Annotated in this window: 12 protein-coding genes and 1 pseudogene; 9 read left to right on the top strand and 4 right to left on the bottom strand. The window is 67.6% G+C overall.

Annotation, left to right across the window (positions count from 1 at the left end; translation table 11 throughout):
- Complete coding sequence (locus ACIBTS_RS13410; RefSeq protein WP_399319055.1) at positions 1-132, bottom strand: hypothetical protein; 132 nt, start codon at positions 130-132, stop codon at positions 1-3.
- 65 nt (positions 133-197) lie between these two features.
- Here ACIBTS_RS13410 and ACIBTS_RS13405 point away from each other — a divergent pair, with 65 nt between their 5' ends.
- Together ACIBTS_RS13405 and ACIBTS_RS13400 are read left to right on the top strand one after the other, a co-directional pair.
- Positions 198-347 (top strand): hypothetical protein, encoded by a 150-nt coding sequence (locus tag ACIBTS_RS13405; protein WP_399319054.1) that lies wholly within the window; start codon positions 198-200, stop codon positions 345-347.
- Positions 348-569: 222 nt separating this feature from the next.
- Positions 570-1,340: an HAD-IIA family hydrolase gene (locus tag ACIBTS_RS13400; protein ID WP_399319303.1), complete on the top strand. Its 771-nt coding sequence runs from the start codon at positions 570-572 to the stop codon at positions 1,338-1,340.
- Between the two features lie 21 nt (positions 1,341-1,361).
- On the opposite strand, the gene ACIBTS_RS13395 is transcribed toward ACIBTS_RS13400, so the two are convergent.
- From ACIBTS_RS13395 to ACIBTS_RS13385, 3 genes are all read right to left on the bottom strand, one after another.
- The gene (locus ACIBTS_RS13395) at positions 1,362-1,532 is read right to left on the bottom strand and encodes an FCD domain-containing protein (protein ID WP_399319053.1); all 171 of its coding nucleotides are present in this window, start codon (positions 1,530-1,532) and stop codon (positions 1,362-1,364) included.
- Positions 1,533-1,627: 95 nt separating this feature from the next.
- The gene (locus ACIBTS_RS13390; RefSeq protein WP_399319051.1) at positions 1,628-1,765 is read right to left on the bottom strand and encodes a hypothetical protein; all 138 of its coding nucleotides are present in this window, start codon (positions 1,763-1,765) and stop codon (positions 1,628-1,630) included.
- Between the two features lie 1,016 nt (positions 1,766-2,781).
- The gene (locus ACIBTS_RS13385; RefSeq protein WP_399319049.1) at positions 2,782-3,036 is read right to left on the bottom strand and encodes a hypothetical protein; all 255 of its coding nucleotides are present in this window, start codon (positions 3,034-3,036) and stop codon (positions 2,782-2,784) included.
- Between the two features lie 1,594 nt (positions 3,037-4,630).
- Here ACIBTS_RS13385 and ACIBTS_RS13380 point away from each other — a divergent pair.
- The 7 genes and pseudogenes from ACIBTS_RS13380 (at position 4,631) to ACIBTS_RS13350 (ending at position 13,373) form a co-directional block, all read left to right on the top strand.
- Positions 4,631-4,894: a helix-turn-helix transcriptional regulator gene (locus ACIBTS_RS13380; protein ID WP_355902244.1), complete on the top strand. Its 264-nt coding sequence runs from the start codon at positions 4,631-4,633 to the stop codon at positions 4,892-4,894.
- A 160-nt stretch (positions 4,895-5,054) separates the two neighbouring features.
- On the top strand, positions 5,055-5,936 hold the full coding sequence (locus ACIBTS_RS13375) for a DUF6083 domain-containing protein (protein ID WP_399319047.1): 882 nt from the start codon (positions 5,055-5,057) through the stop codon (positions 5,934-5,936).
- Positions 5,937-6,010: 74 nt separating this feature from the next.
- A complete protein-coding gene (locus ACIBTS_RS13370) occupies positions 6,011-6,436 on the top strand; it encodes a hypothetical protein (RefSeq protein ID WP_399319045.1) in 426 nt (141 codons plus the stop codon).
- A 9-nt stretch (positions 6,437-6,445) separates the two neighbouring features.
- Positions 6,446-7,904 (top strand): annotated as a pseudogene (locus ACIBTS_RS13365) (UvrD-helicase domain-containing protein).
- Between the two features lie 1,001 nt (positions 7,905-8,905).
- The gene (locus ACIBTS_RS13360; protein ID WP_399319044.1) at positions 8,906-9,781 is read left to right on the top strand and encodes a TnsA-like heteromeric transposase endonuclease subunit; all 876 of its coding nucleotides are present in this window, start codon (positions 8,906-8,908) and stop codon (positions 9,779-9,781) included.
- On the top strand, positions 9,781-12,123 hold the full coding sequence (locus ACIBTS_RS13355; protein WP_399319042.1) for a transposase: 2,343 nt from the start codon (positions 9,781-9,783) through the stop codon (positions 12,121-12,123). The genes ACIBTS_RS13360 and ACIBTS_RS13355 overlap by 1 nt, the downstream gene beginning before the upstream one ends.
- Positions 12,120-13,373, top strand: coding sequence for an AAA family ATPase (locus ACIBTS_RS13350; RefSeq protein WP_399319040.1), 1,254 nt, complete (start codon positions 12,120-12,122; stop codon positions 13,371-13,373). Before ACIBTS_RS13355 ends, ACIBTS_RS13350 begins: the two co-directional genes overlap by 4 nt.
- Positions 13,374-13,498 lie beyond the last annotated feature (125 nt).

Genomic DNA, 13,498 nt, shown 5'->3' with positions numbered 1-13,498 from the left:
TCAGGGTGCTTTGGGAATGCCGGTGACCTGGTGCAGGTCGTGCAGGCTCGCGGCGCGCATCTCCTCCAGGGCCTTCAGCACCCGCAGGCCGCACTCCAGAGAACTGATCGTCTTCACCTGGTACTGCCGCATGAGACCTCCCCCAGCTGCGGAGACGAGGAGAAGATTTCACCAGGTGCAATGAGCGCAGGCAACTGTTGCCCGCGTCACGGCTCGTCGGGGTCACCACCAACATCCCCCTGCACCAAGCAGTGCTGGTGGGAGCCGAGTTCACTGAAGGCGGTGTGGACACCGCCTGGTTCACCCGCTTCCTGCGCGACCACCCCACCGGGAGCAGCCGTGGCTGACATCCAGCTCGTCGACGTGTCGCTGCGTGACGGCAACCAGAGCCTGTGGGGCGCGACCGGGATCGACACCGGCAAGATCCTCCAGATCGCGCCGGTCCTGGAACCGGGTCGGCTTCCGCGCCCTCGACTACACCTCCAGCACCCACATGGGCATGGCGGTGCGCACTCACCGCGAGGACCCGTGGGAGCGCATCCGGCTGACGCGTCAACGGCACGCTCGCCCTGGGCGACCGGCGCAACCACGGACTCACCCCCCTCCCCGGAGCCCTGGAGATCACCGCCGCCCTCACGGCACGCGGTCTGCCCTGGGTCACCTTCCCCAACGGCACCACCCGTACGCCCGAGGCCTACGCCGAGACGCTGCGCCGCATCGGCTTCGATCTCTCCGACGACGCCATGCTCACCCCCGCCACCAGTGCCGTCGACCACTTCCTGGCCACGGGCCACCGCCGCGTGCTGGTGCTCGACGGCGACGGTCTGAAGGAGCCGCTGCGGCAGGCCGGCATCGAGATCGTTGCGCCCAAGGGCAAACTGGAGGCCGACGCCGTCCTGGCCGGCTGGTACCGCGAGTTCACCATGGACGACCTGGAAGCCGCCTGCCACGCCGTCTTCGGCGGGGCCACCCTGTACAGCAGTTCACAGTCGGTGTTCTTCGCCAGCGCCGACGGCCGGACCCTGGGCACGTCCCGGGCCATCTGCGCCATGATCACCAGTGTTACGGGCGTCACCGAACAGGTCGTGGGCAAGCCCTCGCTGACCGGTATGCGCTGCGCCGCGCGCCGGCTGGCCGTCGACCCGCACCACCTCGCCGTCGTCGGAGACGACCCGGAGCTGGAGATGGCGATGGCCCGGCGCGCCGACGCCCTCGGCATCGCGGTGGCCACCGGCATCCACACGGCGGACCACTCCACCACACTGCCACTCGAACAGCGCCCGCATCTCACCATCGACGGCGTGGGCAGGCTCATCGACTTCCTGCCTGCGGCAGCCTGACCAGCCATGAAGCGCGAGGCGTCAGAGGTGGTCGCCGAGCAGGACGCGGCGTACGTGGTGGAGATGGTCGCGCATGGCGTCGCGGGCGGCCTGTGGGTCTCGTTCACGGACCGCGGCGACGATCTGCCCGTGTTCGGTGCAATAGCAGCGGTGGCGTTCGGGGTTAAGCTGCGGCGCTTGAGTCCGCCCCATATGGGCTGGCGGCGGGCGTTGACGAGCAGGGAGCTGACGCTGATCAGGACCGTGTTGTGGGTGGCCACGGCGAAGCTGTGGTGCAGAGCGGTGTCTCAGCGTTCGAACTCCTCGGAGCTGGACGCCTGCTCGCCGCCGCACAGACAGCGTTCCATCTCCGCGAGGTCGGCCCCGGTGGCGGAGGCGACGGCGAGCGGCATCAGCTCCGGTTCCAGGACCAGGCGTGAGGCCATGATCTCCGCAGGGCTCGTGGGCGGCGCCGTCCGCAAGGGCGGTCTCGTCCGGAGCGATGAACGTGCCACGGCCGACGTGACGTAGCACGATTCCGCGGGATTCGAGGTCCTGCAGAGCGGTCCGGACCGCGGCGCGGCCGCCCCGGTGGCTGTCGCCAGGTCCCGTTCGGTGGACAGGCGGTCGTTGCGAGAGCGCCGGCTGCCTCGCGGCGAGGCAGCCGGCCACGCCACCCGCCTACCACCCGGCTCCTGGATGGCCCCTGCCGCCCGGCAGGTCGGTCTCGGCCAGGAACCGCCAGCCCCGGGCCGTCGCGCATCAACCGCCCCGCCTGAAGTTGTTTCCGCAGGACATGATCACGAACGGCGAGCACCACCACCAGCGAAGAATCCGCTGGTGAGCCCCCTGCCCCTGGCCGCCGACACAGCCACTCAGCGCCTCTTCAGCGGCTCATCGGTCCGGCTACTTGCCGCGCCGCCCCTATCCGGGAGGCAGTCCAGCGCGCGACTTCACACCACCCTGACCTGCGGCGACACGCCCAACAGTCCAAAAGGGTGCGGATTCGACCCGGATTCGACCCGAGGGCCACAGACTCCAAAACGATCAGTAGTTGACCTGCAGTAATGCCGGTTCTTGCCGCTGTACTGAGCATGCCTCGACAGAGGAGTCTCACATTTGAAACGACGTGGACATGTTTGGGAGATTAACGCCACGCAGTGAGTAGTTGCGCTCGCCGTCGCCCTCTCCGGCTACCCCAAGTGTGAACCGGACAGCAGCACCACCCGGCCCTCCACTCTGGCGGCTAGGGGCTGACAGCACAGGGCCCTGACCAGCCTCTTTACAGAAGTCCTTCCGCCTGGCAGAAGCCGCCTTGCCGAGCCGACACAAGCCTCACGACCCTGATTCCAACCACGGCACGCGGGGCGACGGAGCCCCGCCGACAGGGACGGGAACTGCCATGCCGCACATCACCGCTTTTGCCAGGAATCAGTGGTTCTTGGCACAAGCGGTCAGTTCGTCAGTGGGGCTGGACGAATAGCCCCCGGCCCGAAGCCCCGACGGGCACGGTCTGCGGCGGCTTCAGTCGCGCGGGCACGGGCATCGCCGCCAGCAGGCTCAGCGCAGCCGTGGCGAGGGCGGGCAAGTGGTTGGTGGGCTCCGGCAGGGTGCAGGTACGCGTGGTGGAGCTGCGGTCGGATTCCCGCACTGTGAGGGTGAGTCGGCTCGCGGATCTGGCTTTCGCCGCCCAGGCGTTGGCCGGTCTGATCGGCAAGTCCCAGAACGGCAGGGTGATGCTGTGCGGGGTCGAGGCAGTCTCGCTTCAGCGCGCGGTGGGCGCACAGATGCGCTGCCGGTTCTGCGGGGCGACCGGACGGGCGGCATGGCCGCGGGCGCGCTCAGCCAGCAGTTACGCCTGCCCGACGCCGAGGAGCCGCTGCAGGGCGCGAGGTGCGCGCCGCCGAAACAGCCGGCTCCCTGCCACCTCCCCAACCAGGCAAAGCAGTTGGGGGAAAACACCCACCATGACGCTCCCGCACCGCGCATTCAGCGACTCACGGTGAACGGCAACGGGTTAGCGGGACGAACGACGCGTTCCGTAACGGGTCGAGTCTCAGGTCGGTTGCTCAGTTCTTGGGTTTCACCTCGGCGTCAGAGCGATCGCCCGCTCGCCCGCTGTGGCCGATCAAGTTCGGTGCAGCTCCCAGCACAGATCCCCTGAGCCACGGACCACGCTCCAGGAGACGAAAGATGCCGCCAACCGGTCGAGCAATGGGAACAAAGCCGCAGGAACGAGTCCACACTCACGCGCGATCCGGTCCGTCTCGGCACACCCATGATCGGACGAAAGGTCCGTATGCACCGTAAGGCAGAGCACTGCCAGCCGCAGAGCGTGGTCACCGGCGCCCGCGCAGTCGTCTCTCGCTGTACGCAGCGCCCAGTCGGCAGCGCTCCTGCGGTCTGGACGTGCGGGGCTTTGACCAAACAACCCGCCGTCGAGGATCTGGGCGACCACCACCCTGTCGGCAAGACCCGAGGCAGCCGACGTTCGGCGGAGCCACCGCGCCTGCTCCAGCTCACGCCACGGGAGCGAATCGTGCCCGAGGCGAAGACTGCGCAGAACCCCAATCGGCACCCGGACCTCCCCTCGGGAGTCCATACGCAGCGCACACTGCACGGCGAGCAGCCGGGCTGCAGCCCCGGTGTAGTCCGGCAGGGCTGAGGCCAGGTAGCTGAGCATCTCCCGCACCCGAACCTGGTCGCCCGGCCCTTTGGGTCGTCGCCTGCGACGCCGCGAGGAGCCACCCGACGGTGTCACGACCGCACGCAGGAAGGTTTCCGGAACCACAGCAGCCTGCGCCGTCACCGTTGCGCAAGCCGTGCAGGCATCGGCAAGCCGCCAGAGTCGACCGCCCCGCTCTCGAGCGAGAAGCAGACGAATAGGACCAGCACACCCACGGTGGCGAGGGTGCCAGCGACAGCCTCGCTCATGACACTGGCAGGTACGCATGTACGACGGCAGAACGTCGTGCCGGGCATGTCTGGCCAGATGCTCGAGCGCCGCGGTGCGCGCGGATACGGCAGCGGGCAGCACGCCCCTATGGTCGCACTGCTGACACACGAGCTGCGGCCCGCCAGAGCCGGGCTGCAGCTCCACAGTCCAGGCACGCCGTGCTGTTGGCCATGTTGTGCGGAGCCTCATAAGGCGCGCGCCCCTCCCCATCCCGTCCCGCACTGTTCCGCTCAAGTGAGAGCGACGGCCGCACACGGTAGTGCAGACCTCTGCCCCCTTGCCCGCGCAGCCGCCTAGGGAAATAGGGCAGAGGTCTGCACTGACAGTGCAGGGGTCTGCACCTTCGGATGGTCAGGTGACGATCTTTCCGCCCGATCCGGACTTCGAGGCACTCCGCCTTGAGCTCGCGCGCCTGCGGGCGGCCCGAGGGTGGAGCTATGACGAGCTCGCCGCCCGTAGCGGCCTCGCCAGACGGACTCTCATCGAGATTGAACAGGGCCGCACGATCGGGACCCTGAAGACCTGGCACGCCCTCGCGCACGCCCTCAGCACCCCGCTCGACGAGTTCTTCTCCACCCTGTGCAACGGACACGAACCCCCGTCGAAGGCGGACGGCTGACCGGCTTCGGGACGGCAGTCGCCAACCGCTCGAATTGGTGACCCGAAGCGAACACGTGGTCGCACCCCTCGAAAGCCAGTTTCAGCAAATACGGCCGTCAAGGGGACAACTGCGGCAGCGACACCGGTTGAGCGGCGTGTTGGCTGGCAGGTTCGCCCACATGCCCTCCACACCCCATTCCCCGCACCGCCAGGACGGCAGCCCCGTCCACGTCCACACCAGGCGTTCCCTCCGCATCAGCGGCGACAGTGCCAGCCGTCTGCTGCGGTGCGGCCAGAGCGACCGCTGTCGGGAATGCGGCAACCGCATCGAGTGGTACCACCGCACCAACGAGCGCCCCGTCCGACTGCATCCTGACGAACTGCCCTCTGAAAGGGTGCCTTCGACCTGCCACTGGCACGTCAGCCGCGGTGTCGCTCATCCGGCGGGCGACGGCAGCGACTGGTGCCGTCTGCCGCACGCCCTGGTGTGCCCTGCCCGCGACGCCCCTCCTGCCCCCGAATTGGCAGGACTGCGCCGCGCTCTGGCGGTCAACACCCGCCGCCTGATCGACCACGGCGCATTCATTCCCCCTTCCGCTCCGTCGAACAGCGATGACTCTCCGACGGCCACGTGTCGGCCGGCCCGTCCTGTCGTACAACTCCTGTACGTCCGCTACCTAGCCAGCCGCCCGGTGGACGAGATCCAGTGCGTCGCCCAGACCCGCCGACGTCACCGCTGTACAAGTCCACTGCTCACACCTGGGTCTCCGGCAGGCGTCTGGACCCTCGTGCCCGCCACTGCTTCGTACGGCCAACTTCCTTTGCACGGGGACGTCATGGCCGTCTACGCGCTCACGCATCTGCCCTATGCCGATCAACTGCGCTGGCGAGCCCAGCGCTGCCCAGAACACGCGGCCATTCCCACGGCCCCTGACGTGGCCGTGACCGAGTGGGAGCCCTTCGATCCGCTCGTCCACCACGACCACATCCACACCCGGCTTCCCACGATCAGACGACGTCCAGGTCCTGCCGACCGAAGCAGAAGGGCGCCGCAGCCATGACCGGCCATCACGCGGTCGAAATCTCCCTAACCCGGCCCGCCACTGACGATGAGCTGTGCCGTGCCCGTCGTGTCGTGGCTCTGGCCAGCGACACCAGCCGCACCAGACTGCTGGCCCTGCAGCGCGCCAAGACTCCTGGCCGCGCCGTGCGGGCGCTACGCCACCGGCTCGATGCCGTACTGCCCATCGACGTTCTCACCACCCACTACCCGGACCAGCAGGGCCGGGTCCTGCTGAACGTCGACCTCCGCCCCGCCGCCCACACCACCGTCCGCCAAGCTGCGGCAGCCCACGGTCAACGGCCCCGAGACTTCCTGAGCCAGGCCGTGACCGATGCCGTTGTCCGGGACGGAGAAAAGCGTGCCCGCCATCTGACAGGCCAGCTGGAAGAACTGCTGGGCGAGCACACCCCGGAAGAACTACTGCTCTGCGCCGCGCGCACTCTCCTCAGCCATCCCCACCGCCGGCCACGAGGCATGTGCGCCTCCGCCCCTTCTTGAGGAGCCTCTGTGTCCACCCCGACCGACGAGCAGGTTCACGCCGTCGACGCCTTCCGAGCAGGACACCACCTCGCCCTGCAAGCGGGAGCCGGTACCGGCAAGACCACCACCCTCGAGATGCTCGCCGCCAGCACCAAACGACGCGGCTGCTACGTCGCCTTCAACAAGGACATCGCCTGCCACGCCGCTACGCGCTTCCCGCGCACGGTGACGTGCAGGACCGCACATGCGACGGCGTACGCCGCCCTGGGCCACCACTATGCCGGTCGGATCAACGGTCCGCGCCAACCCGCCTGGAAAACCGGTCAGGCCTTCGGCATCACCCGGCCCGTCCGCATCGGCGATCACGAGATCAGCCACAGGACGCTCTCCAACACGGCGCTACGCGCCGTTAAGGGCTTCTGCTATTCCGGCGACCGAGCTCTGAACCACCATCATGTACCGCGACTTCGCCGCCTGGCGACACAGGCCGAGCACACCCAACTCACCGATGCGGTCTTTCCGTTCGCGGTAAAAGCGTGGGCCGACCTTCAGAACCCCAACCAGGGCGTGGTCCATTTCGAACACGATCACTATCTGAAGATGTGGGCCCTGACCCAGCCGAAGATCGAAGCGGACTTCCTCTTCTTCGACGAAGCCCAGGACACCAACCCCGTCCTGGAACAGGTCTTCCATGCTCAGCGCGACCACGCCCAGCTCGTCATGGTGGGCGACTCCGCCCAGGCCATCTACGGCTGGCGCGGCGCTCGCGATGTAATGACCGCTTTCGACGACGCCACCCCACTCACCCTCACCCGCTCCTTCCGTTTCGGCCCCCTCCTCGCCGACCAGGCCAACCGCTGGCTCGAGCTCGCCCAGGCGCCCATCCGGTTGACCGGAAGCGAGACGATGCCGACACAAGTCGGAGACATCGCCAACCCGGATGCAGTGCTGTGTCGCACCAACATCGGCGCCATGGCCGAGGTCATGCGGCTCCTCTCCGAAGGCCGCCGCGTCGCCCTGGCTCGTGGCGGACACACGCTCGCCGCACTGGCGTTGGCCGCGCGCGACCTCAAAGAAGGCCGCCGAACCAGCCATCCCGAACTCGTCCTCTTTGCATCCTGGGGCGAAGTACAGGACTACGCTGCTTACGACCCCGCCGACGGCGACCTCCAGCCCTTCGTCGATCTAGTCGACACGCACGGTCCCGAGGCGATCCTGGCTGCGGTCGACAGACTCACCGACGAGCACGATGCCGACGTAGTCGTCTCCACCGCACACAAGGCCAAGGGCCGCGAATGGCCAACAGTTCGCATCGGCGACGACTTCCCACCACGAGGGCACCGGCCAGCAGGACTCCGAGGGCAGTTCTATCCCCGAACCCGTCAGCGATACTGACGCCCGTCTCGCCTATGTCGTCGTCACCCGAGCGCGTCGCCATCTCGACCTTGGTGGACTGTCCTGGATCGACAGCCACCTTGGAAACTGACTGGACCATCACCCGGCCGGAGGGCCGGTGCCGCCATCAGGCCCGTAGTTTTCAGCGAGTAAGAGGATTGTTCAATTCACAGCTATTGCCAGTCCAGGGTGACTGATTAGCCTCGATCGTTCATGAGTCTCCGTCAGCTCGCTAATGGAGACTTTACATCTGTGTCGTGATTCTTTTCGAGGCTGGGGCAGGGCAAGGGCCCAACGTCGCTCCTGTTGGCTGGGACAGTCGACCAGGCGCCGAACTCCTTCGTCGTCTCCCGCCACTGTCCGCCAGCTTTGAGACTCCAGATCACACCCTCGAACTACTGCCGCAACCGGTCGGAGTACGAGCCATACCCGCCGATCGGCGGGTATGGCTCGATGAACTCCCATTCCACATTGGTCAGTTGCAACCGCGTACGTCCTGCCGCTGAGTCTTTCCCCGTGCGGACCAGGCCGAGAACGTCGAGCACCGGTCGGTTCGGAGGACACGGATCGGCGTCGTCGGCGCGAGCCCGCAGCTGACCGGGAACCGAACGTCATCACACGTCGTGTGCGTAGCGGACGGCGGCTCGGAATCGGGGGGCGGTCGTCATTTCCCGTCGCAGATGCCCTCTGCAGCGAACTTCTGGTAGAGGTGCGGGTAGGCCACGGTCCAGGCAGGGTAGCTCGCCAGGTGCGAGGCGAACTCCGGCGTGCCAAGCGCTGCACGGAGGTACTCGGTGGATTTCCAACCTGCGACGTTGATGCATAGCCAACTGCCGGCTATGCCCCGGTGCAGGTGCACCGAGAGGAGGCTCCCCGACCTCTTCCTGTACTCCGCGTCCTCCTTCCAGGCGGGGCTGCACGGCGCTGCCACCGATTACGGGACAGAGCCGACCGTTTTACAGTCCCGAGCCCGGCGTTCACTCGTGCGTGTGAAGGGCGCTGATGTGGTGGAGCCATGGGCGCTGCTCACCGTAGCGTCGTGGCTGATCTTGGCGTCCGTGTTCGATCTGCTGAGGAGCGGTGGACGTGCATATGAAGGATTCCGAGGCGAGTTCCGTCCTCCGAGTGCCGGAAGGATCACAGGGGGATACGTGGTCCGACTCCTGTCGCCTGGAGGACCTGGCATTCTTGCACCGGGGATTCACCGAATACGCGCACCAGCTGGACCTAGACGAACGATGGGCTCGGCGCTGGACGACGAGGTGGAAGTTCGGGCAGGACGCCGCCGCCACGTACTCGGTGCGCGACCTCAACGAGGTCGACGTCTCACGCACCATGCCGGTGCGTCGGTTCACTTGGCGGACCGACCAGCACCACCGGCCCGGGCTCGAGTACATGGTGTCCACGCGTCGGCATCACGGTTATGAGAGCTTTGAGGAGGAGTGTCTGCTCCTGGTCGCTGACTTCGCGGCCGGGCTGCGTGAGGCGCTTTCGCAGCCGTTCCTGCTGCGCTTCTACGCGGGCGGCAAGCGAGTAAATCACACGCCGGACTACCTGCTGCTGACCGATACCGGTCCATTCGTGATCGATGTACGGCCGGCCGGTCGGATTCGCCCCGAGGACGAGGTGAAGTTCGCCGCGACGTTCGAGGCCGCATTGGCCGCCGGGTGGCGCTACGGCGTGGTGACCGGCTGGCGTCGGCACGTATGGGAAACGGTGGACGCGTTCTCCGCCGAACGGCGGCCGTTGTCCAATGTGCTCGACATGCACGGCCAGCTGCGCGCAGCTGCCTCCCAAGGTCCGCAGCCGCTACGTGACTTGGTCGAGCGGTGCTCCATCCCTGCAGTGGCCCGGGCCCATGCCCTGCACTTGCTGTGGCGTAGAGAGCTCGGTGCGGACCTCTCGGCACCGTACGGGGACGCGAGCCTGATCCGGCTCGCACCCGTAGAGCCTCGCGGGATGCGGTAGTGAATACTGAGACGGCATCGACATGGGCGCTGGAGCCCGGCACCGAGCTGATCATCGATGGCAAGGCGTGGCGGGTCGAGACGTGTCTGCCGCACTTGGGCCGCGTGACACTGATCGGGGACGAGGGCGCGCCGTGGAAGGTCCAGCTGAGCGAGCTGATCCACCGCCCCGGTTGCCGACCGTCCACCCGGACCCGCAAGGATCTCCCGGCTGCCAGCCGGGGCCGCCAGCCGAAGTCGATGGCAGACCTCCTTCCGGTTCAACAAGATTACGTGGTACGGCGGTTGGAGCACATCCGGGAGGTAGAGACCGGCTACCGCAGCGGCGATCCGGACGCCGCGCTGCCGCACGAGCCTCTCCGACAGTACGACCCGGAGACCACGACACTGACGCAGCGCCGAAAGGCGAAGGAGGCCGAACTGCGCAAGGCGAAGGCCATGGATCCTACGCTGGCGAAGTCGCTGGCCCTGCACAAGGTGAGCGCGCGGACGCTGGTGCGCTGGGACACGGCACGGCGCAAGCTCGGGCCGATCGGTCTCTCGGACGACCGGTGGCTGCGAGAGGCGACCGGGCACCGGATCACCCCGGAGGTGCGCGAGGCGCTGTTCGCCGTACGTGACGAGAGCCTGCGGCGGGCGAAGCTGACCGCGCGCGACCGCGAACGCCTCATCCACCAGTATGTACGGGAGACCTTCGGCCAGAAGACCAAGGTCCCCAGCTACGACGTCCTGCGCAGGGTGTGGCGGGACTGGTTCGGCTCCAACGGCGGCCGGCAGCGCTACGCACGCTCGGCGGCCATGGCGCAGAAGTACGCGACGGGGCGGCACGTGGTGGTGCACCGGCCCGGGCAGGTCGTGGCCCTGGACACCACTGTGCTGCCGGTGAAGGTCCTGGAGGACGTGTTCGGCGATCCGGTCTCCGTGCATCTCACGCTGGCACTCGACGTGTACACGCACTCGATCGTGGCGTTCCGGCTCAGCCTGGTCTCGGACTCCTCGATCGACGTGGCAATGGTGCTGCGGGACATGACGATGCCGCTGCCGATGCGCCCTGACTGGGGCGAGGACATGGAGTGGGCCTATCCCGGCGTCCCGGGCACGGTGGTGGCCGACTTCGCCGGGTACGAGGTGGCCGGGCTGCCGTTCTTCGCGCCAGAGACCGTCACCACCGACCACGGCTCCGTCTACCGCAACCACCACCTGGTCGAGGTTCAGCGGGTCCTCGGCGCGAACATCAAGCCGAGCCGGGTGCTGCGCCCCACCGACAAGGAGGCCGTGGAACGCGCTTTCGGGGCCATCCAGTCGCTACTGTTCGCGATCCTGCTCGGTTACCAGGGCGTGGACACCGCCGACCGCGGCGTGGATCCGGAGGCGGACGCCTGCCTGACTGTGGCCGAGATGGAGCACATCATCGCCACCTGGATTGTGAAGATCTGGCAGAACCGCCGCTTCGACTCCTACGCCCCGAGCTGGGACCCGGGCGGTGACCACAGTCCCAACAGCCTGTTCGCTGCCTCCATGACTCAGGGCGGCTTCGCACTGCGAATCCCTTCTCCTGAGTTGTACTACCAGCTTCTCCCCACCCATCGAGTCATGATCCACGGCAAGCAAGGCGTGAAGATCAAGAACCTGTGGTACGACGGAGAGGCCCTGGACCCGTACCGCGGGCAGCTCTCCCGGCGCGGCGGCAAAGACGAGAACCGCTACGTCATCCACCGGGACCCGCGCGATCCCTGTTTCGTGTTCTTCCAGGATCCGCTCACGCACGACTGGCACACCCTGCGCTGGGTGGGCCTGCCCGAGGAAGGGCACTTCCCCGCTTTCAGCGACGCCCGCGTTCGCGAGGCCATGCGCGAACTACGCAAGCGCGGGCTGGCGCCGAAGTCGGACAAGGAACTCCTGCCGGTCCTCCTCGACGTGATCGGTGGGAAGATCCCCGTCGAGCAGTGGCCGACTCAACTGACGAAGAAGCAGCGCACCGAGCACGCCCGCGAAGTGACTCAGGCCGCGGCCGCCGCGGCCGACCGCCCCGCCGACGCCATTGCGGCCCAGTCGGCGCCCGCCGAGCCAGCACCCGCCGCCGTGCCCGCGGCGCGCACCGGCTCGGACGACGGCAAGGTCGTCCCGCTGCGCTGGCACGAACGCGCCGAGCAGGGACAGAACGCGGTCACCAACGAACGCCGACGACGCCGTGAAGCCGCCGTCCCCGAACGCCCGACCCCACCACCACAGGATCTGTCCGAGCGGCTGCACGCCACCAGCCTGCTGGCCCTGCCCGACGACGACACAGACGAGCCCGGTGCGGCGACAGCGGCCGCAGCCGAGGAAGAGGTCAGCCGGTGAATCCCCCCTACAACGGTCCGTCGTTCCTCCCCGGCCCGCCGATCGACCGCACCACCTGGGAGGGCTGGCGGCGCTGGTGCGATACCCGCAGGGCGTTCATCCCCGCGCCCGTGTTAACGGCCGCAGAATTCGCCCTCAAGTCACCCCGCCAGCAACGCCTTTACAACCTGCACAGGCTCGCCACACACAGCAGCCTGCCCATCGACGTGACTCCAATGAGCGAGCGCGTCGCCCACGCCGTTCTGGCCCGCGTCGAGGACGGCGCGTTCAGCCACAAGGCCTGCACACGCGGCGGCATCATGGTCAACGGCGATGGCGCCCAGGGCAAGACCGAAACCGTGTGCGAGGCCTTGGCCGTCTTCGAAGAGACGTGGATGGCCCTGAACAACTACATGAACCCGGATGCCATGCCCGGCACCCGCGACCTGGTCGCCCCCGTCGCCTACGTACGCTGCCCGGTCAAGGCCACCCCCATCTCCACCTGCCAGCGCATCCTCGACTTCTACGGCGAGGACTACAAGGGCATGCGCCTGGAAGACCTGGTCCGTACCGTCAAGACCGCCATCGTCGAGCACGCCACCAGGGCACTCGTCATCGACGACATCACCCGCCTCAAACTCCACCGGGAAGCCGACCAGGATGTCCTCGACCTGATCCGCGAAATGATGAGCATGCCCGTCACACTCATTCTCGTCGGCGTCGGCATCCCCACCTCCGGTCTGCTGCGCGAAGGCCGTCGCGACCCCAAGACCCTGGAATGGATCTACCAGCCGATCAAGGACCGCGGCCGCAGCCCGAACGATCACGCCGCCAGCCAGCACGAGCGGCGCTTCCAGATCGTCGACCTCGACCCGTTCCGCTATACCGCCGGACCGGAGATGGCCGCCTGGATGGATCATCTGGCCCGCATGGAAGGGCACTTGCGACTACTGAACGACACCAACGGAATGCTGACCGGAGACGACATGCCCGAGTACCTGTTCGACCGCACCGGCGGCGTGGTCGGCGTACTGGAGAAACTCATCCAGCACGGCTGCCGACGGGCCATCGAGGAGCAGAGCGAGCGGCTGACGAAGGAACTGTTCAACCAGTTCACCGTCACCCCCGGCGACATGCCCGACCTCGACGCGGAATCCGGCGAGCAGCCCAAGATCCCGCCGCACAAGCCCACCCCGGGGAAAAAGAAGCCGAAGGGCCGCAACGCCGCCTTCGACGATGACGGCCCCGCCGCAGCCGGCGAGACGGGCTGACGGAGGTGACACCCCGGCCGCTGACCCGCAGCCTCGCGCCCCTACCCGAGGAGCCGCTCCCCGGCTACCTCGTCCACCTCGCAGACCGCCTGAACCGCTCACCGGGCTGGATCGCGGAACCGTGC

This window comes from Streptomyces sp. NPDC050121 (assembly GCF_044460385.1).
GTDB classification, from domain to species: domain Bacteria; phylum Actinomycetota; class Actinomycetes; order Streptomycetales; family Streptomycetaceae; genus Streptomyces; species Streptomyces soliscabiei.
This window is presented reverse-complemented; position numbering and strand designations above follow the sequence as displayed.